The organism is Amycolatopsis sp. NPDC051045, assembly GCF_040682955.1.
Taxonomy (GTDB): Bacteria; Actinomycetota; Actinomycetes; order Mycobacteriales; family Pseudonocardiaceae; genus Amycolatopsis.
Genome location: NZ_JBFBCC010000002.1, coordinates 390,518 through 417,310, shown reverse-complemented (window position 1 = coordinate 417,310; position 26,793 = coordinate 390,518). Strand labels below are relative to the sequence as shown.

The 26,793-nt window shown below is 71.7% G+C and carries 31 protein-coding genes; 12 read left to right on the top strand and 19 right to left on the bottom strand.

Going from position 1 to position 26,793, the window contains the following annotated elements:
* The first annotated feature begins 1 nt into the window (after position 1).
* Positions 2 to 580 (top strand): isochorismatase family protein, encoded by a 579-nt coding sequence (locus tag AB0M80_RS06135; protein WP_364559606.1) that lies wholly within the window; start codon positions 2 to 4, stop codon positions 578 to 580.
* On the top strand, positions 577 to 1,221 hold the full coding sequence (locus AB0M80_RS06130; protein ID WP_364559603.1) for a bifunctional 4-hydroxy-2-oxoglutarate aldolase/2-dehydro-3-deoxy-phosphogluconate aldolase: 645 nt from the start codon (positions 577 to 579) through the stop codon (positions 1,219 to 1,221). The genes AB0M80_RS06135 and AB0M80_RS06130 overlap by 4 nt, the downstream gene beginning before the upstream one ends.
* On the opposite strand, the gene AB0M80_RS06125 is transcribed toward AB0M80_RS06130, so the two are convergent.
* Positions 1,222 to 1,839 (bottom strand): choice-of-anchor P family protein, encoded by a 618-nt coding sequence (locus tag AB0M80_RS06125; RefSeq protein WP_364560353.1) that lies wholly within the window; start codon positions 1,837 to 1,839, stop codon positions 1,222 to 1,224.
* Positions 1,840 to 2,051: 212 nt separating this feature from the next.
* Between AB0M80_RS06125 and AB0M80_RS06120 the strand changes: the two genes are divergently transcribed.
* From AB0M80_RS06120 to AB0M80_RS06110, 3 genes are all read left to right on the top strand, one after another.
* Entirely contained in the window at positions 2,052 to 2,639 is a 588-nt protein-coding gene (locus AB0M80_RS06120) for a biotin transporter BioY (protein WP_364559600.1), read from the top strand.
* 105 nt (positions 2,640 to 2,744) lie between these two features.
* The gene (locus tag AB0M80_RS06115) at positions 2,745 to 4,793 is read left to right on the top strand and encodes an ATP-dependent DNA helicase (RefSeq protein ID WP_364559597.1); all 2,049 of its coding nucleotides are present in this window, start codon (positions 2,745 to 2,747) and stop codon (positions 4,791 to 4,793) included.
* Positions 4,794 to 4,851: 58 nt separating this feature from the next.
* On the top strand, positions 4,852 to 5,193 hold the full coding sequence (locus AB0M80_RS06110; RefSeq protein WP_364559595.1) for a hypothetical protein: 342 nt from the start codon (positions 4,852 to 4,854) through the stop codon (positions 5,191 to 5,193).
* Here the strand turns inward: AB0M80_RS06110 and AB0M80_RS06105 are convergent.
* The 4 genes from AB0M80_RS06105 to ctaD form a co-directional block, all read right to left on the bottom strand.
* Positions 5,184 to 5,591, bottom strand: a complete 408-nt coding sequence (locus tag AB0M80_RS06105) for an OsmC family protein (protein WP_364559592.1) — start codon at positions 5,589 to 5,591, stop codon at positions 5,184 to 5,186. The two genes, AB0M80_RS06110 and AB0M80_RS06105, sit on opposite strands and share 10 nt — an antisense overlap.
* A 16-nt stretch (positions 5,592 to 5,607) precedes the next feature.
* Entirely contained in the window at positions 5,608 to 6,387 is a 780-nt protein-coding gene (locus AB0M80_RS06100) for a peptidyl-tRNA hydrolase (protein WP_364559589.1), read from the bottom strand.
* A complete protein-coding gene (gene serB, locus AB0M80_RS06095) occupies positions 6,384 to 7,613 on the bottom strand; it encodes a phosphoserine phosphatase SerB (protein WP_364559586.1) in 1,230 nt (409 codons plus the stop codon). The genes AB0M80_RS06100 and serB overlap by 4 nt, the downstream gene beginning before the upstream one ends.
* A gap of 116 nt (positions 7,614 to 7,729) precedes the next feature.
* The gene (gene ctaD / locus AB0M80_RS06090) at positions 7,730 to 9,517 is read right to left on the bottom strand and encodes a cytochrome c oxidase subunit I (protein ID WP_364559583.1); all 1,788 of its coding nucleotides are present in this window, start codon (positions 9,515 to 9,517) and stop codon (positions 7,730 to 7,732) included.
* Between the two features lie 135 nt (positions 9,518 to 9,652).
* On the opposite strand from ctaD, the gene AB0M80_RS06085 reads away from it, so the two are divergent.
* Positions 9,653 to 10,477, top strand: coding sequence for an aminoglycoside phosphotransferase family protein (locus tag AB0M80_RS06085; protein ID WP_364559580.1), 825 nt, complete (start codon positions 9,653 to 9,655; stop codon positions 10,475 to 10,477).
* On the opposite strand, the gene AB0M80_RS06080 is transcribed toward AB0M80_RS06085, so the two are convergent.
* Positions 10,465 to 11,238 (bottom strand): alpha/beta hydrolase, encoded by a 774-nt coding sequence (locus tag AB0M80_RS06080; protein WP_364559577.1) that lies wholly within the window; start codon positions 11,236 to 11,238, stop codon positions 10,465 to 10,467. The genes AB0M80_RS06085 and AB0M80_RS06080 overlap by 13 nt on opposite strands.
* Between AB0M80_RS06080 and AB0M80_RS06075 the strand changes: the two genes are divergently transcribed.
* Positions 11,237 to 11,776, top strand: coding sequence for a GNAT family N-acetyltransferase (locus tag AB0M80_RS06075; RefSeq protein ID WP_364559574.1), 540 nt, complete (start codon positions 11,237 to 11,239; stop codon positions 11,774 to 11,776). The two genes, AB0M80_RS06080 and AB0M80_RS06075, sit on opposite strands and share 2 nt — an antisense overlap.
* Positions 11,777 to 11,807: 31 nt before the next feature.
* On the opposite strand, the gene AB0M80_RS06070 is transcribed toward AB0M80_RS06075, so the two are convergent.
* The 3 genes from AB0M80_RS06070 to AB0M80_RS06060 all read right to left on the bottom strand — a co-directional run bounded on the left by AB0M80_RS06070 (position 11,808) and on the right by AB0M80_RS06060 (position 14,634).
* Entirely contained in the window at positions 11,808 to 12,113 is a 306-nt protein-coding gene (locus AB0M80_RS06070; RefSeq protein ID WP_364559572.1) for a hypothetical protein, read from the bottom strand.
* Between the two features lie 176 nt (positions 12,114 to 12,289).
* Positions 12,290 to 13,390 (bottom strand): NAD/NADP octopine/nopaline dehydrogenase family protein, encoded by a 1,101-nt coding sequence (locus tag AB0M80_RS06065; protein ID WP_364559569.1) that lies wholly within the window; start codon positions 13,388 to 13,390, stop codon positions 12,290 to 12,292.
* Between the two features lie 119 nt (positions 13,391 to 13,509).
* Entirely contained in the window at positions 13,510 to 14,634 is a 1,125-nt protein-coding gene (locus tag AB0M80_RS06060) for a nucleotide pyrophosphatase/phosphodiesterase family protein (RefSeq protein ID WP_364559567.1), read from the bottom strand.
* Between the two features lie 87 nt (positions 14,635 to 14,721).
* Between AB0M80_RS06060 and AB0M80_RS06055 the strand changes: the two genes are divergently transcribed.
* Positions 14,722 to 14,931 carry a zinc ribbon domain-containing protein gene (locus tag AB0M80_RS06055; protein ID WP_364559565.1) on the top strand — a complete coding sequence of 70 codons (210 nt, stop codon included), beginning with the start codon at positions 14,722 to 14,724 and terminating at the stop codon, positions 14,929 to 14,931.
* Here AB0M80_RS06055 and AB0M80_RS06050 read toward each other — a convergent pair.
* Positions 14,928 to 16,046, bottom strand: a complete 1,119-nt coding sequence (locus AB0M80_RS06050; protein ID WP_364559562.1) for a PLP-dependent transferase — start codon at positions 16,044 to 16,046, stop codon at positions 14,928 to 14,930. The two genes, AB0M80_RS06055 and AB0M80_RS06050, sit on opposite strands and share 4 nt — an antisense overlap.
* A 58-nt stretch (positions 16,047 to 16,104) precedes the next feature.
* Here AB0M80_RS06050 and AB0M80_RS06045 point away from each other — a divergent pair, with 58 nt between their 5' ends.
* Positions 16,105 to 16,581: an Lrp/AsnC family transcriptional regulator gene (locus AB0M80_RS06045; protein WP_364559560.1), complete on the top strand. Its 477-nt coding sequence runs from the start codon at positions 16,105 to 16,107 to the stop codon at positions 16,579 to 16,581.
* Between the two features lie 2 nt (positions 16,582 to 16,583).
* Here AB0M80_RS06045 and AB0M80_RS06040 read toward each other — a convergent pair whose 3' ends face one another.
* Together AB0M80_RS06040 and AB0M80_RS06035 are read right to left on the bottom strand one after the other, a co-directional pair.
* Positions 16,584 to 17,108, bottom strand: a complete 525-nt coding sequence (locus tag AB0M80_RS06040; RefSeq protein ID WP_364559557.1) for an adenylate kinase — start codon at positions 17,106 to 17,108, stop codon at positions 16,584 to 16,586.
* On the bottom strand, positions 17,092 to 17,556 hold the full coding sequence (locus tag AB0M80_RS06035; protein ID WP_364559555.1) for an Lrp/AsnC family transcriptional regulator: 465 nt from the start codon (positions 17,554 to 17,556) through the stop codon (positions 17,092 to 17,094). The genes AB0M80_RS06040 and AB0M80_RS06035 overlap by 17 nt, the downstream gene beginning before the upstream one ends.
* A 93-nt stretch (positions 17,557 to 17,649) precedes the next feature.
* Here AB0M80_RS06035 and AB0M80_RS06030 point away from each other — a divergent pair, with 93 nt between their 5' ends.
* The 3 genes from AB0M80_RS06030 to tsaA are packed head-to-tail and all read left to right on the top strand — an operon-like array spanning position 17,650 to position 19,321.
* A complete protein-coding gene (locus AB0M80_RS06030; RefSeq protein WP_364559552.1) occupies positions 17,650 to 18,489 on the top strand; it encodes an LLM class flavin-dependent oxidoreductase in 840 nt (279 codons plus the stop codon).
* Positions 18,486 to 18,914, top strand: a complete 429-nt coding sequence (locus tag AB0M80_RS06025) for a nucleoside deaminase (protein ID WP_364559550.1) — start codon at positions 18,486 to 18,488, stop codon at positions 18,912 to 18,914. The genes AB0M80_RS06030 and AB0M80_RS06025 overlap by 4 nt, the downstream gene beginning before the upstream one ends.
* Positions 18,911 to 19,321 carry a tRNA (N6-threonylcarbamoyladenosine(37)-N6)-methyltransferase TrmO gene (gene tsaA / locus AB0M80_RS06020; protein ID WP_364559547.1) on the top strand — a complete coding sequence of 137 codons (411 nt, stop codon included), beginning with the start codon at positions 18,911 to 18,913 and terminating at the stop codon, positions 19,319 to 19,321. Before AB0M80_RS06025 ends, tsaA begins: the two co-directional genes overlap by 4 nt.
* Here the strand turns inward: tsaA and AB0M80_RS06015 are convergent, their stop codons facing one another.
* The 7 genes from AB0M80_RS06015 to AB0M80_RS05985 form a co-directional block, all read right to left on the bottom strand.
* Positions 19,322 to 21,091, bottom strand: a complete 1,770-nt coding sequence (locus AB0M80_RS06015; RefSeq protein WP_364559544.1) for a 3-hydroxybutyryl-CoA dehydrogenase — start codon at positions 21,089 to 21,091, stop codon at positions 19,322 to 19,324.
* 117 nt (positions 21,092 to 21,208) lie between these two features.
* Positions 21,209 to 21,880 carry a dihydroxyacetone kinase phosphoryl donor subunit DhaM gene (gene dhaM / locus AB0M80_RS06010; RefSeq protein ID WP_364559541.1) on the bottom strand — a complete coding sequence of 224 codons (672 nt, stop codon included), beginning with the start codon at positions 21,878 to 21,880 and terminating at the stop codon, positions 21,209 to 21,211.
* Positions 21,877 to 22,506 carry a dihydroxyacetone kinase subunit DhaL gene (gene dhaL / locus AB0M80_RS06005; RefSeq protein WP_364559538.1) on the bottom strand — a complete coding sequence of 210 codons (630 nt, stop codon included), beginning with the start codon at positions 22,504 to 22,506 and terminating at the stop codon, positions 21,877 to 21,879. Before dhaL ends, dhaM begins: the two co-directional genes overlap by 4 nt.
* Positions 22,506 to 23,507 carry a dihydroxyacetone kinase subunit DhaK gene (gene dhaK / locus AB0M80_RS06000; RefSeq protein ID WP_364559536.1) on the bottom strand — a complete coding sequence of 334 codons (1,002 nt, stop codon included), beginning with the start codon at positions 23,505 to 23,507 and terminating at the stop codon, positions 22,506 to 22,508. Before dhaK ends, dhaL begins: the two co-directional genes overlap by 1 nt.
* 64 nt (positions 23,508 to 23,571) lie before the next feature.
* A complete protein-coding gene (locus AB0M80_RS05995; protein ID WP_364559533.1) occupies positions 23,572 to 24,567 on the bottom strand; it encodes a DUF3558 domain-containing protein in 996 nt (331 codons plus the stop codon).
* A 47-nt stretch (positions 24,568 to 24,614) separates the two neighbouring features.
* A complete protein-coding gene (locus AB0M80_RS05990) occupies positions 24,615 to 24,905 on the bottom strand; it encodes a hypothetical protein (RefSeq protein ID WP_364559531.1) in 291 nt (96 codons plus the stop codon).
* 9 nt (positions 24,906 to 24,914) lie between these two features.
* Entirely contained in the window at positions 24,915 to 26,612 is a 1,698-nt protein-coding gene (locus tag AB0M80_RS05985; RefSeq protein WP_364559529.1) for a sodium:solute symporter family protein, read from the bottom strand.
* Positions 26,613 to 26,793 lie beyond the last annotated feature (181 nt).

The following is a 26,793-nucleotide window of genomic DNA, read 5'->3' as shown; positions in this document are numbered from 1 at the left end:
GATGGGGACCGCGCTGATCGTGGTGGACGTGCAGAACGACTTCTGCGAAGGGGGCTCGCTCGGCCTGCCGGGCGGGGCCGCCGCGGCCGCCGCCATCTCGAAGCAGGCCGCCGAAGGCGGGTACAGCCACGTCGTGGCCACCCGGGACAACCACGTCGACCCGGGCGACCACTTCAGCGAGACGCCGGACTTCAAGGACAGCTGGCCGGTGCACTGCGTCGCCGGCACGCCGGGCGCGTCGTTCCACCCGGCGCTCGACGTCGTCCCGATCGGCGAGGTGTTCTCCAAGGGCGAGTACAGCGCCGCCTACTCCGGCTTCGAGGGCGCGGCCCGCGACGGGAAGCCGCTCCAGGTCTGGCTGCGCGAGCACGACGTGACCGACGTCGACGTCGTCGGCATCGCGACGGACTTCTGCGTCCGTGCGACGGCGCTCGACGCGGCGAAGGCGGGCTTCGGCGTGCGGGTGCTGCTGGACCTGACCGTCGGCGGCTCGCAGCCGACGGTCGACGCGACGCTGGAGGACTTCGACGAGGCGGGCGTCGCCTACACCGGCACCGCCGTCGTCGGACCGGCCGCGTGAAGGACCTGCGAGCCGCGCTGGCGGAACACCGGCTCGTCGCGATCCTGCGGGCCGCCGACGCGTCGCGGTTCGCCGATGCCGCGATGGTGCTGCACGCGGCGGGCGTCCGCCTGCTCGAAGCGACGCTGACGACGCCGGGCGCACCCGCGGCCATCACCGCGCTGCGCCTGGCTCTCGGCGAAGACGCGCTGATCGGCGCGGGCAGCGTCCGCGAGCCGTCCGACGTGGACGTCGCGGTCGACGCGGGTGCCGCGTACCTGATCACGCCGACGGTCAACCCGGCGGTTCTCGAGCGCGCCGCGGCCCTGGACACCCCGGTGGTCTGCGGCGCGCTGACGCCGACGGAGATCGACCAGGCCTGGCGGCTCGGCGCGGCCGCGGTGAAGGTGTTCCCGATCGCGGCGGCCGGCGGGGTCGCGTACCTGCGCGCGGTCCGGGCGCCGCTGCCGGACGTCCCGCTGGTGCCGACCGGCGGCGTCCACCTGGCCGACGTCGAGGGCTACCTGCGCTCGGGCGCGATCGCGGTCGCCGCGGCGACGCCGTTGCTGGGCGACGCCCTGTCCTCCGGCGGCAGCCTGCCGGACCTGGCCGCGCGAGCGGGCGAGTTCGTCGCGGCCGCGAGCCGCTTCACGACGACCTGATCACTTCTTGCCGAAGGGGTCGCAGGACGCCGTGCCGAGGTAGATGTCCCCGCTCGCCGGGCCACCCTGCGGGAACAGCTTGAGGTGCACCGCGTGCGTCACCAGGCTGCCGTCCGGAGGCTGGGGCGTCACGGTCTCGTTGAGGACCACCGTCGCCAGCGCGGTGCCCGCGGCGCCGCCGGGGATGACGATCCGATGGTTGGGCGGGATCTCCTCCGGCACGGTGACCCCCTCGACGGCGCCGATCGCCACCTCGCCGACGCTGCCGGTGGCGGTGGTCGCGCACTTCGCCGAGTAGGTGCGCACGGTGAGCACCGGACCGCCGTAGCGCTGCAGCACGGTCGCCTTGAAGCGGCGCCCGGTCGCCTGGGCGATCGACGCCTCACCCGAGCGCCCGCAGCCGGTTTCCCCGACCCCGAACACGGCGATGTCGCCCGTGGCGCCCCCCTGCGACCAGCCCTTGTGCGGGCCGTCGACGGTGCATTTCGCCATCTCCCCGGTGACGATGTGCTCGTTGTCGATCAGCACGTCCACCGAGCCGGAAGCCGCCCATCCGGTGGACGTCACCGGGGCCGCCGCGCCGAGGAGCGGAACGGCCAGCATTGTCACGGCCAGCAACCGATATGTCCGCTTCCTGGCGTTTCGCATGCACCGGCCTCCACAGTTGGCGTGACAGTTCGCAGTCGCCCCCTTTCGTCATCGGCCGGTCCGGCGCCGGCCCTGATCGGGTCCACCCGGACGAGTGGCCGGTGAGGAACGCAACTCGGCGGGTCCACGGGACGGTAACGAGCGTTAACCTCGATCGTCGCCTGATCCCCCTGGGAGGTTTCGTGTCTTCGCTGTCCTTTGCCGGCAAGCGGCCCGTGCTGGCCGACCTCGTTCCCGGCTCGCTCGTGCGGGACATCGCGCTGGTCGCCGGCGGTGCCGTGCTCACCGGCGCCGCCGCGCAGCTGACCATCCCGGTCCCGGGCAGCCCGGTGCCGATGACCGGCCAGACGTTCGCCGCGCTCCTCGTCGGCGCGTCGCTCGGCATGTCGCGCGGGGCCGCCTCGATGCTGGTGTACCTGCTGGTCGGCGCCGTGGGTGTGCCGTGGTTCCAGCACGGCACCTCGGGCCTGTCCGGCGCCAGCGCCGGCTACATCGTCGGGTTCGTCTTCGCCGGCGCACTGGTCGGCGCGCTCGCCGGCCGCGGCGGCGACCGGACGCCGGTGCGCACCGCGGGCACCATGGTGCTCGGCAACGTGGTGATCTACGCGTTCGGCGTGCCGTGGCTGATGGCCTCGACCGGGTTCGACCTGTCCACCGCGTTCGCCAAGGGCGTGGTCCCGTTCCTGGCCGGGGACGCGATCAAGATCGTCGTGGCCGCCGGTCTGCTGCCGCTGACCTGGAAGCTGGTCTCCGGCCGCACCGAGGACTGATCGCTCGCCGTGGGGACCTCCGCGCCGGAGGTCCCCACGGCGCGAGTGGCCCTTTCGCGACGGAGCACCGATCTTTGTCGGAGGCGGCGGCTAATGTGTGTCGCTGTGCCCGCCCGAACCGATTTCCCCGGCGTCCTCGAACTCCTCACCCACGCGGTGGAGTCCGTCGGCGGCGCCGAACGCCCGGGGCAGGTCCAGATGGCCGACGCCGTCGGCCGCGCCATCCGCACCGGCGAGCACCTGGCGGTGCAGGCCGGCACCGGCACCGGCAAGTCACTGGCCTACCTGGTGCCCGCGATCCGCCACGCCGTCGAGAAGGAGGCCACGGTCGTGGTCTCCACGGCCACGATCGCGCTGCAGCGCCAGCTCGTCGACCGCGACCTCCCGCGCCTGGCGAAGGCGCTGAAGAAGCCGCTCGGCCGCGAACCGACCTTCGCGATCCTCAAGGGCCGGCGGAACTACATGTGCTTGCACCGGCTGGATTCCGGCGCGCCGGACGAGCCGGAGGACGCCCAGCTCTTCGACCCGTTCGCGGTGTCGCGGCTGGGCAAGGAGGTCACGCGGCTGCGGGAATGGGCCTCGGACACCGAAACCGGCGACCGCGACGAGCTCGTCCCCGGCGTCACCGACCAGGCGTGGCGGCAGGTTTCCGTGACGGCGAGGGAATGTCTCGGCGCTTCGCGCTGCCCGATCGGCACGGACTGCTTCGCCGAGAAGGCCCGCGCCGAAGCCGGCCGCGCCGACGTCATCGTCACCAACCACGCGCTGCTGGCGATCGACGCGCTGCAGGGCTACCAGGTGCTGCCGGACCACGACGTGGTGATCATCGACGAGGCCCACGACCTGGTCGACCGAGTCACCTCGGTCGCCACCGGCGAGCTGACCAGCGCGATGTGCGCGTCGGCCGCGCGCCGCTGCGGCAAGCTGATCGACGCCGACGTCGCCGACCGCCTGCTGGAGGCGGGTGACGGACTGGCGCTGATCATCGACGACCTGCCCGCGGGCCGGCTGGACGAGCTGCCCCGGCCGCTGCAGGGCGCGATCCCGGCGGTCCGCGACGCCGCGCACGCGTGCATCACGGCGCTGGGCTCCGATCGCAAGGAAGACGTCGAGGGCGCCACCGCGCGCAAGCTGGCGCGGTCGCTGCTCGACGAGGTGCACGACACCGCGGTCCGGCTGCTGGAGGCGTTCGACGAGGACCAGGCGCACCAGCGCGACGTCGTCTGGCTCTCCGGCGACAAGTACGCGTCGAACCCGCGGCCGCCGGCGCTGAAGGTGGCACCGCTGGGCGTCGCCGGCCTGCTGCGGGAGCGCGTGTTCAACCAGCACACGACGATCCTCACGTCGGCGACGCTGACCCTGGGCGGCACGTTCGACACCATGGCGCGGCAATGGGGTCTCCCCCCGGGCGCCGCGCAGGTCGAGAAGGCGCCCGGCGCGGCGACGGACAAGGAAGCGCCGTCGGACGACTCGGGCCCGAAGTGGACCGGCCTGGACGTCGGCTCGCCGTTCGACCACGGGCGCAACGGCATCCTCTACCTGGCCAAGCACCTGCCGCCACCGGGACGTGACGGGCTGGCGTCGTCCACAATGGACGAACTGGCCGAGCTGATCGAGGCCGCGGGCGGGCGCACGCTGGGGCTGTTCTCCTCGATGCGGGCGGCCAAGCAGGCCGCCGAAGAGATGCGGGAACGGCTGGACTTCCCGATCCTCTGCCAGGGCGACGACGCGACATCCCTGCTGGTGCAGAAGTTCGCCGGAGACGTCCGCACGTGCCTGTTCGGCACACTGAGCCTGTGGCAGGGCGTGGATGTCCCCGGGCCGTCACTGCAGCTCGTGGTGGTGGACCGGATCCCGTTCCCGCGCCCGGACGACCCGGTGTCCTCGGCGCGGCAGCGCGCGGTGGAAGCCCGCGGCGGCAACGGGTTCCTCACCGTGGCGGCCACGCACGCGGCGCTGCTGCTGGCGCAGGGCACCGGGCGGCTGCACCGGTCGGTCACCGACCGCGGGGTGGTGGCGGTGCTGGATTCGCGGCTGGCGAACGCCCGCTACGGCGGCTTCCTGCGCGCGTCACTGCCGCCGTTCTGGCCGACGATGGACCCGAAGGTGGTGCGGGATGCGCTGCGCCGGCTGGACGCAGCCGCGCCCGCATGACGCCGTCCACAGCCACGCCCGGTACGGTGAAGCCACCGAAGCAACAAGGGAGCACCGGTTGACCCAGGATTCGTCCAGCGCCCAGTCCCGGACCGTCAGCGTCGACGACACCGGAGTGCGGCGGCGGCTCGCGGACGGCAGCGAAGAGGCCGTCACGTGGTCCGAGCTGTCCTCGGTGATGGTGCGAGTCATCCCTGACGGCCCGTGGAACGAAGACGTGTTCTTCATGCTCGTGGGCACCGACGGCAAGGGCACCGCCGTCCCCAGCGGCGACCCGGCGGCCGACGCCCTCATCGAGCGGCTGCAGTCCCTGCCCGGCTTCGACAACGAGAAGTTCATCGAAGCCATGACGACCGACGCCGACCAGGCCTACGTCGTCTGGGAATCTGCTCAGAACTGACCCGGGAATTCCTCCGTCACCGGGATCCCCTTCTTGAGCGTGCGGCTCACCGTGCACAGCCGGTCGATCGCCCGCTCCACGGCGCCGGCCAGCGCTTCCCGCTGATCCGCGGTCAAAGTCGACACGTCGACATCGAAAGCGACGTGGACGGCGTCCAGCTCCGAAGCACCCTCGCGCCGGTCGGCCGTGACGCCGACCCGGAACTTCGCGTCTTCGCCGATCCGCCGCGTGATCAGCTCCTCCGCGGTCACCGCGCTGCAGCCCGCGGCCGCGATCTGCAGCAGTTCCGCGGGCGAGAAGGCCCCTTCGGCGCCTTTCCGGCCTATCCGAACCTCCGCACCCCGCTCGTTGCGGCCGACGAACGCGTGCTCGCCCGTGCGTTCCACTTCCAGTGTCATGCCCGCTCCAACCGGGTCAGGGAGCCGCTTGTTCCGGCGCCCACTGGGCAAGAACCGTGATCGTGCCCGGGTCGACCTCGGTGAACCCGGCGTCCCGGACGGCGATCACCCGGTCGCGCCGCCACGCGCCCTCGGGGTCGTCGCCGGGGTGCAGTTCCTTCCACCGCGCGACGCTCGCCGTGCGCACTGCGGTCCGGTAGCCCTGCGCGGCCCAGCCGGCCAGCTCGGCGTCGCCCAGCAGCGCGGCGAGGATCATCGTCGCGTGGCCGACCTGCGCGGCGGCCTTGCCGACGGTCATCGGCACGTGCGGGTTGAGCAGCAGCAGCGGCACGCCGTCCGGAATCGGGCCGGGCTCGTCGGGCGGCAGTTCGCTGCCCGAAATCTGCAGCCGCGCGACCTCCTTGGGCGTCTCGGTGACCAGGCCCGGCACGAGGGCCCGCGCCTCGGCGCCGTCGACCTCGACGGTGATGCCCGGCAGGTCCTGGACGGCCGCCCAGTGCGTGCCCCGCGCCCGCCGCGCGACCTTCCGGATCCGGTTGTCGAGCCACGCGTGCATCGGCTCGGCCCACTCGCCTTCGGGCCGGGCGCGCTCGTCGAGGCACACCGCCAGCGCGGCCGTCGCCGCGGCCTCCAGCAGCGGGGTACGGCCCGGGGGCTCGGCGCGTTCGATGCGGAGGATCACCGGCATCGCGCGGACTTGCTCGGGGAGCTCGTCGGAGGTGTCCGAAGTCTCTTCGGCCGGAAGCCCCAGCCAGAAGGCGTAGCGGGCGCCCAGGGGGTCGAGAACGCTGCTCACGGACGCATCAGCTCGAGCCCGTCGGCGGCGTCGGCCGCTTCGACCTCGCCGCGGGTGAGGCCGAGCACGAACAACACGGCGTCGAGGTACGGGTGCGAGAGCGCGGTGTCGGCCACCTCACGCAGCGCGGGCTTGGCGTTGAACGCGACACCCATGCCCGCCGCCGACAGCATGTCGATGTCGTTGGCGCCGTCCCCGACCGCGACGCACTGCTCCAGCGGAATGCCGTACTCACCGGCGAAGCGGCGAAGCACCTTCGCCTTGCCCGCGCGGTCGACAATGTCGCCCATGACCTTCCCGGTGAGCTTGCCGTCGACGATCTCGAGCTCGTTCGCGGCCGCGAAGTCGAGCCCGAGTTCTTCCACCAGACCGTCGATGACCTGCGTGAACCCGCCCGACACCACGCCGGTGCGGAAACCCATCCGCTTGAGCGTGCGGATCGTCGTGCGGGCACCCGGGGTCAGCTCGATCGACGCGGCGACCTCGTCGATCGCCGTCGCCGGGAGACCGGCCAGCAGCGCGACGCGCCGTTCAAGCGACTCGGTGAAGTTCAGCTCGCCGCGCATGGCCGCCTCGGTGATCTCACGGATCTCCGGCTCCACCCCGGCGTGCGCACCCAGCATCTCGATGACCTCGCCCTGGATCAGGGTCGAGTCCACGTCGAACACGACGAGCCGCTTCGCCCGGCGCGTGATGCCCGCCCGCTCCACGGCGATGTCGACCCCGGCCTCGACGGCCGCGTCGGCGAGTTGCGAGCGCAGCGCGGCGTCGGCCTCGCGGGTGTCCTCGTCGACCGAGACGTACAGCTCGAGCCCGGTCACGGGGTAGTCGGCGACGCTGCGGATCGCGTCGATGTTGGCGCCCAGCGAGGCCAGCCGGCGGGCGACCTCCGAGAAGCCCCGGGCGGTCACCGGGCGGCCCAGCACCACCAGCACGTGGGAGGAGTCCCGGCGGCCGAGCGCGAACGGGTCCTCCCCGATCGCCGCCCCGATCTTGACCTCGACCTCCATGCCCACGGACGCCATCGCCTGCTCGACCGTCTCCTGCAACCCCTCCGGGTCGCGGTAGACCCCGGCGAGCACCCCGAGCACGAGCTGCCCGCGGATGACGACCTGCTCGACGTCGAGCACGTCGACGTCGTGCCGGGTCAGCACGGCGAACAGCACGGACGAGACGCCCGGCTTGTCGGGGCCGGTCGTCGTGATCAGGACGGGAGTCTGGGTCACTGGTCATCCCTCGTTCGGCAACGCTGCACGGCCAGTCTGCCGGTCCCGGGTCGGGCATAAGTAGAGCGCGTGCCCGGCTTCACAAAAGCCGGGCACGCGCTCACTCGATCAGGGGATTACTTGTCGCCTTGCTCGCTCGCGTTGTCCTTGGAGTGGTCTCCCGGGATCACCGCTTCGGTGAGCAGCTGCGACGGCGCCGCGTGGCTGTTGACCTTCTGCTTCCCGAAGAAGCCGATCTCACCCTCGTTGTGGATGCGCTCGATCATGTGCGGGTAGTGCAGCTCGAACGCGGGCCGCTCGGAACGGATCCGGGGCAGCTCGGTGAAGTTGTGCCGCGGCGGCGGGCAGGACGTCGCCCACTCGAGCGAGTTGCCGTAGCCCCACGGGTCGTCCACCGTGACGATCTCGCCGTACCGGTAGCTCTTGAAGACGTTCCAGATGAACGGCAGCGTCGAGGCACCGAGGATGTACGCACCGATCGTGGAGATCGTGTTCAGCGTGGTGAACCCGTCGCCGGACAGGTAGTCCGCGTACCGGCGCGGCATGCCCTCGGCACCCAGCCAGTGCTGGACGAGGAACGTGCCGTGGAAGCCGATGAACGTGGTCCAGAAGTGCCACTTGCCGAGCTTCTCGTCCATCATCCGGCCGGTGATCTTCGGGAACCAGAAGTAGATGCCGGCGAAGGTGGCGAACACGATCGTGCCGTAGAGCACGTAGTGGAAGTGCGCAACGACGAAGTAGCTGTCCGACACGTGGAAGTCGATCGCCGGCGCGGCCAGCAGGATGCCGGTCAGGCCACCGAAGAGGAACGTGACGATGAAGCCCATCGAGAAGATCATCGGCGTCTCGAAGGACAGCTGGCCCTTCCACATCGTGCCGATCCAGTTGAAGAACTTGATGCCGGTCGGGACGGCGATCAGGAACGTCATGAAGGAGAAGAACGGCAGCAGCACGGCGCCGGTGGCGTACATGTGGTGCGCCCACACCGCGACCGACAGCGCCGCGATGGCCAGCGTCGCCCAGACCAGGCTCTTGTAGCCGAACAGCGGCTTGCGGCTGAACACCGGGAAGATCTCCGACACGATCCCGAAGAACGGTAGCGCGACGATGTAGACCTCGGGATGGCCGAAGAACCAGAACAGGTGCTGCCAGAGGATCACGCCGCCGTTTTCGGGGTCGAACACGTGCGCCCCGAGGTGCCGGTCCGCCAGCAGGCCCATCAGGGCCGCGGTCAGGATCGGGAAGGCGAGCAGGATCAGGATGCTCGTGACCAGGATGTTCCAGGTGAAGATCGGCATCCGGTACATCGTCATGCCCGGCGCGCGCAGGCAGACCACGGTGGTGATCATGTTGACCGCGCCGAGGATGGTGCCGAGACCACCGATCACCAGGCCGGAGATCCACAGGTCCGCGCCGACGCCCGGCGAGTGGATGGCGTCCGACAGCGGGGTGTAGGCGAACCAGCCGAAGTCGGCGGCGCCACCCGGGGTCAGGAAGCCGGACATCACGATCAGGCCGCCGAAGAGGTACAGCCAGTACGAGAACGCGTTCAGCCGCGGGAAGGCGACGTCCGGCGAGCCGATCTGCAGCGGCAGGATGAAGTTCGCGAAGCCGAAGAGGATCGGGGTCGCGTACAGCAGCAGCATCACCGTGCCGTGCATGGTGAACAGCTGGTTGTACTGCTCCTGGGACAGGAACTGCTGCCCGGGCCGCGCCAGCTCGGTGCGGATCAGCATGGCCATCGCGCCGCCCGCCATGAAGAAGGCGAACGACGTGACCAGGTACATGATCCCGATCTGCTTGTGGTCCGTCGTGCGGAACAACCGCAGCAGGTACGAACCCTTAACCGACTCGCGCGCGGGGTACGGGCGCGTGGCGATCGGCTTGGGGGCTACGGCCGTCACTCCTGCCTCCAACACTGAAACCTTGTGGTGGTCATCGTCGCGCCACCGGGGCTCGGGAAGGCCCGATCCGGTGGCTTAGGGGGATCGTAGCCCTCGCTACCGACAGTCGCGCGCACCGGCTGGCAAGATCGGGGTGTGGCCGACGACTACACCCTCGCGGCGGTGCGTGCGGCCCTCTCCGTCACCGCCCGGCTCGGCCTGCCGCACCACGATCCCGAGGTGCTCCACGAGCGGTCGAACGTGCTGGTGAGGCTGGGTCCGCTGGTGGCCAGGGTGCCCGCGACGACCCGGCTGCTCCGCCCGCGCCCGGCGCCCTGGCTGGCGCGGGACGTCGAGCTGTCGAGGTTCCTCACGCAGCGTGGTGTGCTCGTCGTCTCACCCGTCACGGATCTCCCGGCCGGACCGCATTTCGCGGACGGCTTGCCGGTCACGCTCTGGCACCACACCCCGCACGATCCGGACCACCGGTACGCACCGGACGTCGTCGCGCGCTCCCTCGCCGAGGTGCACTCCGCGCTGCGGGAGTACCCGGGCGAGCTGCCTCGCCGCGGGCCGCTGGACGACCTGGAACGGGTCCTCGCCCGGCACGACCTGGACGGCGCGGCGCCCCGCTTGCGCGCCGAGGCCGCGCGGGTCGAAGCCACGCTGCCGGACGGCCCCGTCCGGCCTCTGCACGGCGACGCGCACCCCGGCAACCTGATCGCGACGGCGGCCGGGCCCTGCTGGCTGGACTTCGAAGACGCCTGGCTCGGGCCACTCGCCTGGGACCTCGGCGTCCTGGCGCGGCAGGGCGGCCCGGAGTACCTCGACGCGTACCCGGGCGACGTCGACGAAGAGGCCCTTCGCGCGTACTCGCGGCTACGGGAACTCTTCGCCGTCGCCTGGCGCTTCGTCGTCGCTGAGCGGTTCCCGCACCGCCTTCCCGAAGCCCGCTCCGGGTTCGCCGCCTACTTCTCGTGAGTCTTCTCGTGAGTCGCGGGGTACCAGGACAGGATCGCTTCGACCACGCCCGCGGGGTCTTCGAGCGGCGTCAGGTGACCGGCGTCCGGCAGCACCACGAGCGTCGCGCCGTCCATGACCTCGACCATCGCGCTCGCCGCCGCCACCGGCGTGATCGGGTCCTCTTCCCCGACGACGACCAGCGCCGGGACGCCGGCATCCCGCAGCAGGTCGAGGGAATCCGGCCGGGTGCGCAGCGCCAGCGCCGTCCAGGAGATCCCGGCGGGCGGCTGGGATTCGATGATCTTGCGGACGGTTTCGACGAGTTCGGGGCGCTGTTCCCGCGTCGACGCGGCCAGCAGGTTCGGCAGGTTGGCTTCGAACAGCCAGCCCGCGGTGCCTTCCTCCTCGACGCGGACCGCGACGTCCAGCCTGGTCTGCGCGGCCTCGGGCGTGTCGGGCGTGGCCTTGGTGTCGATCAGCACGAGCCCGCCGACCCGCTCCGGCGCGAGCCGGAGGACGGCCATGGCGAGGTAGCCGCCCATCGAGCAGCCGCCGAGCACGACGCGGTCGAGTTCCAGCCGGTCGAGCAGGGCGACGACGTCACGCGCGGCGTCTTCGAGACTCGGCTCGCGGTCGGACTCCGGCAGCGGCGAGCGGCCGAGCCCGCGCTGGTCCGGCGTGATCACCCGAAGGTGTGAAGCGAGGGGCTCGCGCACCGCGTCCCACATGCGGGCGTCCAGGGGAAAGGCGTGGAGGAGGACCAGCGGCAGTTCGGTCATGCGCGTCATTTTGTCGGACCCCCGCGTTAGCTTCGCCGATGTGTTCACCGACATCGAAACCGGCCGGCTCCTGCTGCGTCCGCTCCACGAGGCGGACCGGCAGGCGATGGTCGACATCCACACCGACCCGCGCACCAACCGCTTCAACCCCGCACCACCCGGCGTCCCGGAGGCGTCGGAGATGTTCTCGGCCTGGCTGGTGCACTGGGCCGAGCACGGCTTCGGCTACCCCGCGGTGCTCGAACGCGGCGGCACCGAGGTGATCGGCCTGTGCGGCGTGCGGTTGCGGGAGTTCCACGGCGAAAAGGTGCTGAACCTCGGCTACCGGTTCCGGCCGTCCGCGTGGGGCAAGGGCTATGCGGTCGAGGCCGGGCAGGCGGTCCTGGAGTGGTGTGCGCGCGAGCTGCCGTCCCTGCCGGTGCTGGCGAGCGTGAGCATCGCGAACAAGGCGTCGCTGCGGGTGGCCGAGCGGCTCGGTTTCACCGAGTACACGGAGGAGATGTACGACGGCGCGATGTCGCGGCACTACCGGCGCTGAGCCGGGTGGTGTTTGACAACTCCAGAGCGAATCACCAGCGGCGGTGCGGCCGTCGCCGGGCCCGGGCTTCCCAGCAGGGGCGGTGCCAGTGCCGCCGGTCGGCGACCCCGCCGGTCTCGTCGGCGGGCCACACGACGAGGTGCGGGGTGCCCGGCCGGATCTCGTGGTCGCAGCCGGGGCAGCGGTAGAACTTGGTGGCCTGGGCCCCCGGCACGGTCCGGACCAGCCAGTCGCCGTCCGACCCGGCTTCGGCGCGCGCCCAGCCGGTGGCGGCGCCGAGGTCACGCTCGGGCGGCCCGCCGTCCGAGCGGCGGCCGGGACGGTTGCGTCGAGGCACCCGCAAAACGGTAGCTGCCGAGCACCACCCCCTCGACGCCCCCACCAGCCACCCCGCCAATCACGCGAGTTACGCCTCCAATCACACGAGTTACGCCTCCAGTCACGCCAGATACGCCTCCAATCACGTGCCATGCGCTTCCAGTCACGTGCGATGCGCCTCCTGCCCGGCGGAGCTCAGGCTGCCCGGTCGGCCACCCGGTCGCCGGCCCCCAGCCGGCCCAGGATGGCGTCGTGGCCGAGGCCGTCCCAGCCGAGCCGGTGCAGTGTCCGGCCGGTTCGGCGGAAGTCCTCGCCACCGAGCACGGACATGATCGTGATCGCGGCGTCGACCATCGGAGTGGCGACGCCGGCGCACCGGGCGAGTGCTTGCAGCGGCACGAGCGTCGAGCGGATGTCCTCGGTGAGGAAGCGGTGGTCGAGGCTGGTCGGCGCGGCGATCGTCCGGTACGGCTCCACGGTGCGCAGCGCGTCGAGCAGCGTCGTGGCCGGGCAGCCGTAGTAGCGGTCGAGGACCTCGGTCATGGGCAGCAACCGGGCGCCGTAGGCGTGCGCGACGGCGGCGAACTCGGCTTCGGTGCGTTCGAGGAGGGCGATCGTGCGCGCGGAAACGCCTTCGACGTAGAAGAGCAGCTCCTCCGCGCGGTCGATGGTGCCGAGGTTGGCGAGCGCGATCGGCACGTGCGCGACCGCGCCGAAGTCGTGCAGGCCGCGCTCCACCGGGTTGCGCGCGATCTCCAGCATCGGGAACCACTCCCGCAGCAGGCCGGCGCGCCGGGCGACGGCGGCCGCGGTGCAGCCGGAGATCAGGTTCCAGCTCTTGGCGCCGAGCACGGTGACGCCGTCGGTCCCGGACGGCCGCGCGGCGAACAGCGCGTCGGTCTCCACGACGTCGACGTCCGGCGCCCCGGCGGCGGCGAGCGCGTGGGCGAACTCGACGCTCCCGCAGAGCTTGCTGGAGAACAGCACCACCACCTGCCCCGGCCGCAGGTGCGGCGCAAGCCGGGCGGCGACCTCCGGGTAGGCGGTGGTCACGGTGGCGACCAGGACGACGGCACGCGCGGCCAGCCCGGCCGGGTCCGCGGTCACCTCCCGGAGTGGGAACCGCCCGTCGAGCACCCCGCGCGCGACGATCTCCCGGCGGCGCGCGATCTCCCCCACGGCCTGGAGATCCCGCGTGTAAAGGTGCACGGGCAGCTCCCGCGCGGCTAAGTGGGCGGCCACGGCCCGTCCCTCGCCGCCCGCCCCGACGACCCCGATCCCGTCCAGCACGCTCATCCCGCCCACTCCCGTCAGTCCGGTACGCAGTGGACAGGTCGGCACCGGGCCGGGGAAAGTTCCCGCCGGAGCACGTTCCCGGAAACCGGACCCGCCCGTGTCGTCCGGCCGGGTGCGGCTTACCCCTGTGCGAGCGCCAGCGGAACCAGCTGCTCGGCGGTGGTGAGCGAACCGTGCTGACCGATCAGCGACGTCTCCACGGCTTCCGCGAGCCCCCGCACCATCCCGAACCGGTCCCGGGCCGCGGCGACGACGTCGCCGATGCGCGGCAGCACCCGGTCGCTGACCGTGTGCCCGAACCAGCCCTCGGCGACGGCCTCCTCGCGGGAGCGCACCCACGCCCGGTCGCCCAGCACCTCCCGCCAGGCCGCGAGGACGTCCGCGGCCGCACCCGGCTCGGTGTAGACGTGCCGGGCCCGGATCTCGCCCCCGAACGTCCGGACGCCTTCCAGCAGCTCCGGGGCGTCTTCGAGGTCGAGCTTGTCGTCGACGGCCACCATCCCGTGGTCGGCCACGACCGCGAGCAGCGCGCCGGGCGGCAGACCGTCCACAAGGGACTCGACGAGCCGGTCGATCTGCCGCAGCTGCATCCGCCACGCGGCCGAACCGGGGCCGTAGACGTGGCCGAGCAGGTCGAGTTCGCTGTGGTAGGCGTAGCAGAACGCCCGCCCGTCGAGCACCGACAACGTCCGCGCGGCGAGGTCGCCCAGCGCGTGGACCCCGGCGTAGCGCGCCCCGCTCTGGGTGGCCCGGGTCAAGGCCGTGTCGGCGAACTTGGCGGACGACACCACCGCCGCGTCGATTCCCGCCTCGGCCGCCCGCTCGAACGTCGTCGGCAACGGCTGCACCTCGCGGGGCGGGAGGGCCCCGCGGAGATCGCCGCCGTCCTCGTGCCTGCACCAGCGCAACGCGTTGAGCACGCCCGTGCCGGGCATTTCGAAGGTGTAGCCGACCATGCCGTGCTCGCCCGACGCGAGCCCGGTGCCGATGGCGGCGACCCCGGCGGCCGTCGTCGACGGGAAGCCGACGCGCAGTGACTCCCGGGCGAGCTCGGTCAGCACCGGGGCGTCCGCGGCGTGCTCGGCGAGGAGCTCCCAGCCGAGCCCGTCGACGAGCAGCACGCCGGCACTGCGCGCCTCCGGCAACGCCAGCGTGTTCGCGCAGCCGGGCACCCCGAGCGCGGCGAGCAGGGACGGGACGACCTGGCCGAGGTGCGAGACGTCGGCGAGCGAAGGCGGCTGCACACGCCCAGCTTCCCACCGATCGGCTTCGGCGGGAGCCCAGGACGGCCGGGGATGGTCACGGCGGGCAGCTCCGGCGATAATCGCGGCATGCCGACTTACGCCTACCGCTGCCGCGAGTGCACCGAGACGTTCGAGCTCCTGCGCCCGATGAGCGACTCCGGTGCGCCGGCGGCCTGCCCGGAGGGCCACACCGACACCGTCAAGCTGCTCACCACCGTCGCTCTCACCGGGGCCGCGAGTGGCCCCGCGGCCCCGGCCGGTGGCGGTGGCTGCTGTGGTGGCGGCTGCTGCGGCTAACGCGCCTTCAGCGCCTGCTCGAGGTCGGCCCACAGGTCTTCGACGTCCTCGAGCCCGGCGGAGAGCCGGATCAGCTGGTCGGAGACGCCGGCGTCGTGCCGGTCACCGGCGTCGACGATCCGGTGGCTGATCGAGCCGGGGTGCTGGATCAGCGTGTCGACGCTGCCCAGGCTGACGGCCGGCGTGATCAGCCGGACCGCGCCGATCAGGGCGTGCGGGTCGCCGTCGACCTCGAACGCCACCAGCGGCCCGCCGATCCGCGGGTAGTGGACGGCCGTCACCGCGGGGTGGTCGCCGAGCCGCGTGGCCAGTTCCGCAGCGGTCGCGGACGCGGCGTTGACGCGCAGCGGCAGCGTGGAAAGCCCGCGCAGCAACAGGTATCCGGCGAGCGGGTGCAATACACCGCCGGTGGCGAAGCGGATCTGCCGCAGCCGCGCGGCCTCCTCGGCGTCGCAGGCGACGATCCCGCCCATCACGTCGCCGTGGCCGCCGAGGAACTTCGTCGCGCTGTGCAGCACCATCCGGGCGCCGTGGTGGCCGGGTCGCTGCAGGACCGGAGTGGCGAACGTGTTGTCCACCGCCAACGGCACGTCCCCGCAGGCGGCTGCCAGCTCGGCGATGTCGGTTTCGGCCAGCGTCGGGTTCGCCGGGGTCTCGACGAACACCAGCCCGGTGTCCGGGCGGAGCGCGGCGGCGACGGCGTCGGGCGCGGCCCAGGTGACCTCGGTGCCGAGCAGGCCGGACTCGAGCAGGTGGTCGCTGCAGCCGTACAGCGGGCGCACCGCGACGACGTGCCGTTTCCCTTGCGCCACGGCGGAAAGCAGGCACGCTGAGACGGCGGCCATGCCGCTGGCGAACGCGACGCCGTGGTCGAAGCCTTCGAGCTCGGCGAGCGCCCGCTCGAACCGCTCGACGGTCGGGTTGCCCACCCGGCCGTAGATCGGCGGGCCGTCGAGCGCGGCGCCGGCGGCGAAGGCATCGATCCGGGCGGCTTCGGCGGCACTGTCGCGGGACGGGTAGGTCGTGGACAGGTCGAGCGGAGCCGCGTGCACGCCGAGGTCCGTGAGATCGTCACGGCCGGCGTGGACGGCTCGCGTGCGCAGCGAGGAAGTCATGGCAGCATGGTCGAGCTTTCTCCGGGCCCGGAGCAATGCTCTCGGATATCATTCGGCAATGTCCGCTTCCGTCGAACTGAGTCCGATCGATCTCGAGATTCTGCGCCTGCTGCAGAACGATGCCCGGATCACCAACAAGGACCTGGCGGCCGCGGTCGGCATCGCCCCGTCGACGTGCCTGGACCGCGTCGCCCGGCTGCGGGACACCGGCGTCATCACCGGCCAGCACGCGCAGGTCGACGCGGCCAAGCTGGGCCGACCGCTGGAGGCGTTCCTGTTCGTCCAGGTCCGCCCGCACCGGCGGCCGCTGGTCGACCCGTTCGTGGCGCACCTGCTTTCCCTGCCGGAGGTGCGCGCGGTCTACCACCTGACCGGGCCGGACGACTTCCTCGCGCACGTCGCGACCAGCTCCGGCGGGGAGCTGCAGCGGCTGGTCCTCGACGAGCTGACCGCGCGCGACGAGGTCGCCCGCGTCCACACGAACCTGGTGTTCCAGCACTGGAGCGGCGGCCCGCTGCTGCCACCGGAGGGCTGACGTCAGAGCGTCTCGAGCCAGCGGCGGGTCTCGCGGGGCGACGTCAGCCGGACGACGGCGGGACCGGACGGGTCGGCGGCCCACGCCCGGATGCGGGCCCGTTTGGTCGCGAACGACGTGAAGTGCCAGCGGATGATCGAGTCCGCGGAGAACACCTGGCGGACGGACTCGACGTTGCCGTTGCAGATCCGCTCGCGGGTCACCGCCCGCAGGAACGTCCGGCGGACCAGGCGGCTCAACGAAAGCCGGCGCGGGTAGTCGAGGCCCACGACGAGCTGCGTGCGGGCCAGCACGATGTCCCTCCACTTGCCGTAGGCGGCGTCGAGGACCCAGCGCTCCCCCGCGCACACCTCGCTGATGCGGCGGCGCTGCTCCTCGTCGGGGACCGGCACCCAGCCCGGCTCCCAGCTGAGGTCGTCCGCCGAGTGGTAGGGCAGGCCGGTCCGCTCGGCGATCCGGGCCGCGAGCGTCGACTTGCCCGAGCCGGTCACGCCGTAGACGACGACGCGGTCAGGAATCGAGGCCACGGGCGGGCTCCCCCGGGCCGCGGTAGGGCAGGGTCTGGCTGTAGACGAGGTTCGTGGTCGTGCTGCCGAACTGGGCCAGCTCGTCCACCATCTGCTCGAGGTGCGCCATGGAGGCCGCGGCGATCTTGAGCGTGTAGCAGTCGTCGCCGGTGGTGCGCAGGCATTCGAGGATCTCGGAGCGCTCGCCGAGCAGCTTGTGCAACGGTTCGTGCCTGCTGCCGGGGTACTTGAGCCGGACCACGGCGAGCACCGGGTAGCCGACCTTGCCGAGGTCGATTTCCGCGCGGTAGCCGGTGATCACGCCGGCCGCCTCGAGCCGCCGGAGCCGTTCGGTCGCCGCGGACGCGCTGAGGTTCACCCGGCGGCCCAGCTCGGTGAGCGGGAGCCGGGCGTCGCGCTGGAGCTCGGCCAGGATGGCCCAGTCCGTCGGATCGAGGCTCTCGGTCATTCCCCGAAGATACCGTGGGATCCACGGTCGGAGGGCGCAAACGCCGTGATCGTTCCCTTCCGGTCCGGCCTGGTGCATCGATAGCCTTCTCCGGTGAAGATCGGCGTGAACGTCCCCAATTTCGGGCCCGGCACGGACCCGGGCGTCCTGCGGGCCTGGGCGCAGACGGTGGAAGGTCTCGGCTACGACCTCCTGATGGTGTCCGACCACGTCGCCATCACGCCGGACGTCGCCGGGGAGTACCCGGCGCCGTTCTACGAACCGTTCACGACGCTGTCCTGGCTGGCCGGGATCACCCAGCGGGTGCGGCTCGGCACCACCGTGCTGGTGGTGCCGTACCGGCATCCCCTGCTGGTGGCGCGGATGGCGGCGAACCTCGACGCGCTCAGCGGCGGCCGGCTCGTGCTCGGTGCCGGCATCGGCTGGGCGAAGCAGGAGTTCGACGCGCTGGGCGTGCCGTTCGAGCGGCGCGGCAAGCTCACCACCGAGTACCTGCGGACGATCCGCGCCGCGTGGGCCGAACACGACGACTACCGCGCGGGCCCGATCCCGCTGTGGCTCGGCGGGCACAGCGACGCCGGGTTGCGCCGCGCGGTGGAGCTCGGCGACGCGTGGCACCCGCTGCGGCTCACGATGACCGGGTTCCGGGAAACGCTGGCGCGCCTGGAAAAGCTGGCCGGCGAGCGCCCGGTGCCCGCCTTCGCACCGCGAATCCTCCTGCGGGTGACCGAAACGCCGGTGACCGGGCCGGACCGGCGCGCCGGGGAAGGCACGCTGGACCAGGTCCTCGACGACCTGACCCAGCTGCGGGCGCTGGGGGCGGACACCGTCGTGCTCGATCCGTTCGACTCGGACCCGGCCGAAACGCTGCGCCCGGAAGTGGCGTGGCGAGACCTCGCGGCGGTGGCCGCGTCCTGGAAGGAGAACCGGTGAAAGACACCGAAGAAGCCCTGCTGCGACGGGCGATCGAGCTCGCCCGCGAGGCGCGCGAGGAACACGGCAACCCGCCGTTCGGCTCCCTGCTGGCCGACGCCGACGGGAAGATCCTGGCCGAGGACCGCAACACCTCGCTGACCGACGACGACATCACGGCGCACCCGGAACTGAAGCTCGCCCGCTGGGCGGCGCAGCACCTGGACCCGGAAACCGCGGCGGCCACGACGATGTTCACCAGCACGCAGCCGTGCGGGATGTGCACCGGGGCGATCGAGCGGTCCGGACTGGGGCGGGTCGTGTTCGCGCTGTCGACCGAGCAGTTCCTCACCCTGCGCCCGCCCGTCACCTGGGGTGGCTACAAGCTCGAAGGTCCCGCCCTGTTCGAGGAGGCTCGCGTGCCCGTCGAGGGGTACTACACGTGACGAGCTACGAGGTGCGCCCGGTGGCGCGCATCGAGTCGTCCCTGACGGACCGCGCGACGGCCCCGAAGCAGGGCGACGAGGGTGCGCCGCCGGCCCGGGTGGTGTTCGACCCGGAGTTCCGCCCGGCCGCGGCCGATCTCCGCCCGGGCGACCGCTTGGTGCTCCTGACGTGGTTGCACGGAGCCGACCGCGGCGTCCAGGCGGTGCGCCCACGCAGCGACCCGGACAGGCCTCGCACGGGGGTGTTCTCGACGCGCTCGCCGGACCGTCCGAACCCGATCGGCCTCCACACGGTCACGGTGACGGCCGTCGAGGACGGCACGCTGACGGTGACCGGCCTGGAAGCGATCGACGGCACCCCGGTGCTCGACGTCAAACCGGTCCTCGGCGAGCCGGCCGAGCGCTGATCAGTAGTCCTTGAAGCCCTTGCCGGTCTTCCGGCCCAGCCGGCCGGCCGTCACGAGGTGCTCCAGCAGCGTCGCCGGTGCGAAGCCTTCTTCGCGGAACTCGTTGTACAGCGTCCGCTGGATGGCCAGGGAAACGTCGAGGCCGACGACGTCCAGCAGCTCGAACGGGCCCATCGGCAGGCCGCAGCCGACCTTCATGGCCGTGTCGATGTCGTCCGCGCCCGCGTAGTGGGCTTCCAGCATCTTCACCGCGTCGTTGAGGTACGGGAACAGCAACGCGTTGACGATGAAGCCCGCGCGGTCACCGCAGTGCACCGCGTGCTTGCCCACCGCGGCGCAGACCGCGCTCGCCGTGGCCACCACGTCCGGTGCGGTCGCGATCGTCGACACCACCTCGACCAGCTTCATCACCGGCGCCGGGTTGAAGAAGTGGAGACCGACCACGTCGGACGGCCGGGACGTCGACGCCGCGCACTCGATCACCGGCAGCGAAGACGTCGTCGTCGCCAGGACCGCGCCGGGGCGGACCACCTCGTCCAGCGCCGCGAACACCGCCTGCTTCACCGGCAGTTCCTCGGCCACCGCCTCGACGACCAGGTCGACGTCGGCCAGCGCCTCGAAATCGGTGACCGGGGTGATCCGGGCCAGCGCGGCCGAAGCGTCCTCTTCGGACAGTTTGCCCTTGACCACGGCCTTGTCGAGCGACTTCTTCACCTTCGCGACCGACGCCTGCGCCTTTTCCAGGCTCCGGGCTCGCAGCACGACGTCGAGGCCGCGCTTGGCGAACACCTCCGCGATGCCGGTGGCCATCGTCCCGGTACCGACCACGCCGACCCGCGCGACGGGCCGCGGCGACACCGAGTCCACAGTGGACGTCAGCGCGGCGTCCGAGACCACGTTGGGCGAGTCCGGGGCGTCGTAGGTGTAGAAACCGCGGCCGGTCTTGCGGCCCAGCAGACCCGCCGTGATCATCTGCTTGAGCAGCGGCGCGGGCGCGTGCAGCCGGTTGCGGGACTGGTGGTACATCGTGTCCAGGATCTCGTTCGCGGTGTCCAGCCCGATCAGGTCGAGCAGTGCGAGCGGGCCCATCGGGTAACCGCAGCCGAAGCGCATCGCGGCGTCGAGGTCCTCGCGCGTGGCGTAACGCTGCTCGTACATCCGCACCGCGTGGTTGAGGTAACCGAACAGCAGGGCGTTGGCGATGAACCCGGCCCGGTCGCCGATCACCACCGGCACCTTGCCGAGCCGCTCGGCGAACTCGACCACTTCGGCGACCACGTCCGGCTCGGTCACCACGGTCTTGACGATCTCGACGAGCTTCTGCACCGGCGCCGGGTTGAAGAAGTGCATGCCGACGACCTTGCCGGGACGCGCTGTGTGCACGCCGATCTCGGTGATGGACAGCGACGACGTGTTGGACGCGAAGACGACCTCGGGCCGGGTGATCTTGTCCAGCTCGGCGAAGACGTCGGCCTTCAGTTCGAGGCTCTCCGGGATCGCCTCGACCACCAGGTCCACATCGGACAGATCCGACAGTGACGTGCTGTACCGGATCCGGCCCAGCAGCGCGTCACGCCCGGGAGAATCGAGCTTGCCACCGGAGAGCGCCCGTTCGGTGGAGTGCTCGAGGTGCCCGCGGCCGCGCGCGACCCCCGCCTCGTCGAGCTCGACCGTGACGACGTCGAGCCCGCTGCGCGCGAGCACTTCGGCGATTCCGGCCCCCATGGTGCCCAGGCCGATCACACCGACCGTCGAGATGTCCCGCGCCATCGAGGCCTCCAGAGATGTTACTCGCCGGTAATTGGCCTCGATACTGCCACGCGGAACGGCCGGAAGCCCAGACGGAATCGAGTCAGTACCGCTCAAGTCACCCGGTCGCGCCCGGCTTCACTCGCCGAAATCGCCGTCCACCAGCTCCCTGACCTTGGCCAACGCGGCTTCCGCCTGCGGCCCGCGCGCCTGCACGCGGATCCGGTCGCCCTGGCGGGCGCCGAGCGACATCAGGGCGAGCACGCTGCGGGCGTCGGCCTCCTGGTCGCCGAGCCGCACGGTGACCTCGGCGTCGAACTCGCTCAGCGTGCGCACCAGCAACCCGGCCGGCCGGGCGTGCAACCCGACCTCGTTGCGCAGCTCCAGCTCGATTCCGGCGCCGCCGGCCGTGGCCTCGGCGGGTGCCAGGTCCTCGGGGATCCCGGCGGACGCGGCGGCCTCCGCCACCGCCTTGCGGTCCCGGCCGGCCTGCGCGGCGACCGCCGCCGCGATCGCGCCCTCGACCAGCGGGCCGTCCGCGACGATCGCCGCCGAGGGGTCGGCCAGCGATTCGACGGCGAGCTCGGCGGTCATCTGCGCGCTGCCCAGGTCGTAGAGCAGCACGACGCCGTCACCGGAGTCGGCGCGCTGGGTGGCGGCGACGACCTCGTCGTAGTCCGTGCCGATCGAGCCGTCGGAGAGGCCCCCAGCCGGACGGATGGTGACGTCCGGCGCCATCTGGGCGGCCAGCTCGGCCAGGCCTTCGGCGAGCTTCGCACTGTGCGACACGAGCACGATTCCCACGCTCACCGGGCCGCCTCCGCGAACGCCCGCAGCAGCAGGGCCGACGACCGGGCGCCGGGGTCGGTGTGCCCGACCGCGCGCTCGCCGAGGTAGGACGCCCGGCCCTTCCGGGGCACGAGCTCCACTGTGGACTCCGCACCGCGGTCGGCCGCGTCGGCCGCCGCGGTGAGCACCGCGGCGACGTCCCCGCCGTCCTCGGCCGCCTTCTCCGCGGCCGCCACCGCGGGGATCAGGGCGTCGACCATGGTCGCGTCACCGCCCACGGCCTTGCCGCGGGCCTGGACGCCTTCGAGACCGGCGCGCAGCGCGTCCAGCAGCGCCGGCACGTCGAGGTCGGCGGCCGTGCCCAGCTTGGCCGAGGCACGCAGGAAAGCCGTGCCGTACAACGGGCCCGCGGCCCCGCCGACCTTGGAGATCAACGTCGTCGCGACGAGCTTCAGCACCCCGCCCGGCGTGTCCGGCGCACTCGCGTCGAGGGCCGCCACGACGGCCGCGAAGCCGCGGTTCAGGTTCTCGCCGTGGTCGCCGTCGCCGATCGCGCGGTCGAGGTCGATCAGCTCCACGCGGTGCTCGGCGACCACCGCCGCCGCGGCGCGGACGGCCGCCGCGACCCCCTCGGCCTTGCAGGTCATCAGAGCCCCCACCGCAGCGCCGCGGTGTTGACCGGGGCGTCCCACAGCTCGGTCAGCTCGTCGTCCAGTTTGAGCAACGTCAGACTCATCCCCTGCATCTCGAGGCTGGTGATGTACGGGCCGACCAGCCGGCGCTCGACCACGATCCCACGGTCGGCCAGAAGCCGCTCGGCGATGCCGTGGGCCAGGTAGAGCTCGACGAGCGGGGTGCCGCCCATGGAGTTGGTGAACAGCAGCACGCGGTCGCCCGAGGCGAACGGCAGGTCCTCGACGACGGCCTCGACCATCCGCGCCACCAGCGCGTCGGCCGGTTCGAGCGGGATCCGCTCGCGGCCGGGCTCGCCGTGGATGCCGATGCCGAACTCGATCTCGCTCTCCTCGAGGTCGAAGCTCGGGGTGCCGGCGTGCGGCACGGTCGGCGCGGTGAGGGCGACGCCGATCGACCGCACCTGGCCGATCACCTTCTGCGCCAGCGCGGTGACGGCGTCGAGCGAGTCACCGCGCTCGGCGGCGGCGCCCGTGAGCTTCTCCAGCAGCACCGTGCCGCCGACCCCGCGGCGGCCCGCGGTGTACGTCGAGTCCTTGACCGCGACGTCGTCGTCGATCACCACGCTGCGCACCTCGAGGCCCTCGGCGGCGGCCAGCTCGGCGGCCGTCTCGAAGTTCAGCACGTCGCCGGTGTAGTTCTTGACGATGAGCAGCGCGCCCGCCTCGCCGGTGGTCGCGGTGACCGCGGCCTGCACCGCGTCCGGCGTCGGCGAGGTGAACACCGCGCCGGGCACCGCGGCGGCGAGCATGCCGTGACCGACGAAGCCGCCGTGCAGCGGCTCGTGCCCGGACCCGCCGCCGGAGATGACGGCGACCTTGCCCGCGACCGGCGCGCCGGCGCGCACCACGACGTCCGGGTCGTACTGGACGCGGAGGATGTCGGCGTGCGCGGCGGCGAGCCCCCGCAGCGACTCGGCGACCACGTTCGCCGGGTCGTTGATGATCTTCTTCACGGCAGCCTCCGGCACATCGGCGGTGGGGTGTCCTTCCTACCTCCCCGCGCGGCCCGCCGCCAGGTCAGGCCTTGGGGAGCTTGGTGACCACGTTCTTCGCCACGGTCACCGCCTTGCCGCACGGGTCGCTGTCCGCCGCGCCGGCCCGGTAGTCCACCTGGGCCAGTTCGACGTCGTCGCCCTGCCACGGCCGGTGCTGCCACTGGACCTTGCACCGCGGCGAACCCGTGGTCTCCTGCTTCTGGAAGCCGGTGATCCCGCTGCCGAGGTCCACCTGGGAATAACCGTCGCCGGCGAGCGGGGGCAGGCCCGGCAGGAACCCGACCGCCACCGCCGGGCCCGTGGCCTTGCCCTTCCACTCGCAGGAGTGCAGGCCCGAGGGCGCGGACTTCGCCGACGGCACGGCGGAGGCCACCACCGCGGTGTCGGCCGTCGCGCACGGATCGGCGGTCAGCACGGTGCCCGAGGGCGTCGGGTACTTCTCCGGCGAGTTGTGCACCTTCTGGACGACGGCCTCCACGAGGGTCTGCCCGGGACGGCAGGGGTCGCCGACGTAGGTGACCGACACCGCAAGCGCCATCTCCGGGTTCAGCGCCGTCATCGCCGCGACCGTGCAGTCGGTGTCGCCGGTCTTGTTCACGCGCAGCGGCAGCCCGCCGACCTGCCCGGTCGTCTTGTCCGCCCGCGGCAGCAGCGTGCCGCCGATCTCGAGCTCGAACCGGATCTCCTTGCCGCCGGGGTCCTTCACCTTGTTCCGGCAGGTGTCGAAGGCGATCGACGACGGCGACGGGTCGTCTTCGACCGTGCCGAGGCCCAGCGCGCCGAGGGCGTCCTTGGTCAGGAACTGGCACGGCTGGATCGTGCGGAGCACGTCCGCCGCCACGGCGGCGTCGGTGATCGGGCCGTCGGCGACCTGGCCGGTGCCGGCGGCCGCGGGCACCGTCGTCCGGGCGAAGTTGGACTTGCCGAGGTCCTGCCCGCACGCCGTCAGCGGCAACGCAAGGGCGGTGACCAGCAGGAACAGCTTCGGGAGACGGCGGTGCCGAACGTCTGGGAACACGCGAAGCACGGTAGCGGCACCCTCGCGCCGCTGTCCGGACAACCCGGCTATTCGCCCGCCACCGTCGGTGTGTCGCCGGTCTCGGTCTCGGTCTCGGCCAGCACGACGAGCGGGCGGACCACGGCCCAGATGACGAACAGCGCGGCGACCACCAGCATGCCGAGCCCGGCCCACAGGTTGATGTTCACGCCGGCCGCCTTGGCGATCTCCTCCTCGGAGGAGAAGCCGATGCCCATGACGGTGAGGATGACGCCGTAGACGCCGACCAGCAGGGCGATGATCAGCCGGATGTCGAAGGCGCCTGCCTTGCGCGCTCGCGGCTGCGACTCGGTAGCCATTCCGGCCTCCTAGAAGATGGCGTTCAGGGCGATGGTCAGGACGAGCACGATGCCCGCGAGCAGGCCCGGCTTGCGGTACCAGCCCGCGTTCTCGCCGGTCGCGTCGTGCTGGCGCGTCTCCTTCGGCGTCAGCGAGTAGACGAGGCCGACCAGCTCCTCGTCCGGCTTCGGCTTGGTCGCCAGCGAGACGACGACGCTCACCACGATGTCGACCACGAACGCGACGCCGGCGGCCACGAAGCTGGTGCCCTGGCCCTCCAGGCCGATCACCCCGGTCTGCGACAGGGCCCAGATCGTGATGGCCGACGCCGTGCCGAGCACCAGGCCGCTCCAGCCGGCGTGCGGGGTCATCCGCTTCCAGAACATGCCCAGGATGAAGGTCGCGAACAGCGGCGCGTTGAAGAAGGAGAACAGGTCCTGCAGGTAGTTCAGGATGTTGCCGGAGTTCGACGCGATGAAGGCGGTGCCGATCGCGAGGATCGTGCCGCCCGAGGTCACCACGCGGCCCAGGTTCAGGTAGTAGTGGTCCGGCTTGTCCTTCTTCACGTACGTCTGCCAGATGTCGTACGTGAAGACGGTGTTGAACGAGCTGAGGTTCGCCGCCATACCCGCCATGAACGAGGCCAGCAGACCGGCGATGGCGATGCCGAGCATGCCGTTCGGCAGCAGGTCGCGCATCAGCAGCAGGAGCGCGTTGTTGAAGGTGACTCCGCTTTCGGCCTTGCCGCCGTCCAGCAGCACCTGCTTGTCCTTGACGTACTCGGACACGGTGACCGCGGCGATCATGCCGGGGATGATCACGATGAACGGGACCAGCATCTTCGGGAACGCGCCGATGATCGGGGTCCGCCGCGCGGCGGACATGCTCTTCGACGCCATCGCGCGCTGGACCTCGACGAAGTTCGTCGTCCAGTAACCGAAGGAAAGCACGAAGCCGAGGCCGAAGACGATGCCCAGCACCGAAAGCACGCTGTTGCCGAAGCCGGTCAGGTTGTCACCGGGCCACGAGTGCAGCTGCGCGGTGCCGCCCGGGCTGTTCGTCACCTTGTCGACCAGGCCCTGCCAGCCGCCGACCTTGACCAGGCCGATGATCGTCAGCGGCACCAGCGCGATGACGATCACGAAGAACTGCAGCACCTCGTTGTAGATCGCGGCGGAGAGGCCGCCGAGCGCGGTGTAGGAGAGCACGATCGCGGCGGCGATGATGATCGACACCCAGAGCGGCCAGCCCAGCAGCAGGTTCACCACGCTGGCCAGCAGGAAGAGGTTCGCACCGGCGATGAGGATCTGGGCCGCGGCGAAGCTGACGCCGTTGACCAGGTGGGCCGGCTTGCCGAAGCGGCGCCGCATGAACTCGGGGACGCTGCGGACCTTGGAGCCGTAGTAGAAGGGCATCATCACGATGCCGAGGAACAGCATCGCCGGAATGGCGCCGATCCAGAAGTAGTGCACGGTCGGCAGGCCGTACTGGGCGCCGTTGGCCGACATGCCCATGACCTCGACCGCGCCGAGGTTCGCCGAGATGAACGCCAGGCCGGTGACCCAGGCCGGCAGCGAGCGGCCGGACAGGAAGAAGTCGAGACTGCTCGACACCTGCCGTCGCGCCAGGTACCCGATGCCGAGCACGAGTACGAAGTAGAACGCCAACTCGATGTAGTCGATCGCGTTCGCGTCGAGTCGCAGGTTCGCATCGGCTAGGACGAGCACCCGACCCACCTCCGGCAGTACCTTTTCCAGCGGGACATTATCCGACAGGAATCAACACCGTCCCGTCGGATCCGCACAGTACTGCATGGATTCAGGGTCGGCACGCTGACGTGTCCACAATGGCCGGAGGGCGCGTCTCCCCCGGTCACCACCAGGGGAAACGCGCCCTCGTCACGCGCCG

Excerpts from the sequence above, each read along its gene's own strand:
- AB0M80_RS06015 (WP_364559544.1), bottom strand. The coding sequence starts at position 21,091 with ATGGCGCGGGACATCTCGACGGTCGGTGTGATCGGCCTGGGCACCATG.
- AB0M80_RS06135 (WP_364559606.1), top strand. The coding sequence starts at position 2 with ATGGGGACCGCGCTGATCGTGGTGGACGTGCAGAACGACTTCTGCGAA.
- AB0M80_RS05990 (WP_364559531.1), bottom strand. The coding sequence starts at position 24,905 with ATGGCTACCGAGTCGCAGCCGCGAGCGCGCAAGGCAGGCGCCTTCGAC.
- AB0M80_RS06080 (WP_364559577.1), bottom strand. The coding sequence starts at position 11,238 with ATGACCGAACTGCCGCTGGTCCTCCTCCACGCCTTTCCCCTGGACGCC.
- AB0M80_RS06055 (WP_364559565.1), top strand. The coding sequence starts at position 14,722 with ATGCCGACTTACGCCTACCGCTGCCGCGAGTGCACCGAGACGTTCGAG.
- AB0M80_RS06050 (WP_364559562.1), bottom strand. The coding sequence starts at position 16,046 with ATGACTTCCTCGCTGCGCACGCGAGCCGTCCACGCCGGCCGTGACGAT.
- AB0M80_RS06035 (WP_364559555.1), bottom strand. The coding sequence starts at position 17,556 with ATGACCGAGAGCCTCGATCCGACGGACTGGGCCATCCTGGCCGAGCTC.
- AB0M80_RS06065 (WP_364559569.1), bottom strand. The coding sequence starts at position 13,390 with ATGAGCGTGCTGGACGGGATCGGGGTCGTCGGGGCGGGCGGCGAGGGA.
- AB0M80_RS06075 (WP_364559574.1), top strand. The coding sequence starts at position 11,237 with ATGCGCGTCATTTTGTCGGACCCCCGCGTTAGCTTCGCCGATGTGTTC.
- AB0M80_RS06045 (WP_364559560.1), top strand. The coding sequence starts at position 16,105 with ATGTCCGCTTCCGTCGAACTGAGTCCGATCGATCTCGAGATTCTGCGC.
- dhaL (WP_364559538.1), bottom strand. The coding sequence starts at position 22,506 with ATGACCTGCAAGGCCGAGGGGGTCGCGGCGGCCGTCCGCGCCGCGGCG.
- AB0M80_RS06105 (WP_364559592.1), bottom strand. The coding sequence starts at position 5,591 with ATGACACTGGAAGTGGAACGCACGGGCGAGCACGCGTTCGTCGGCCGC.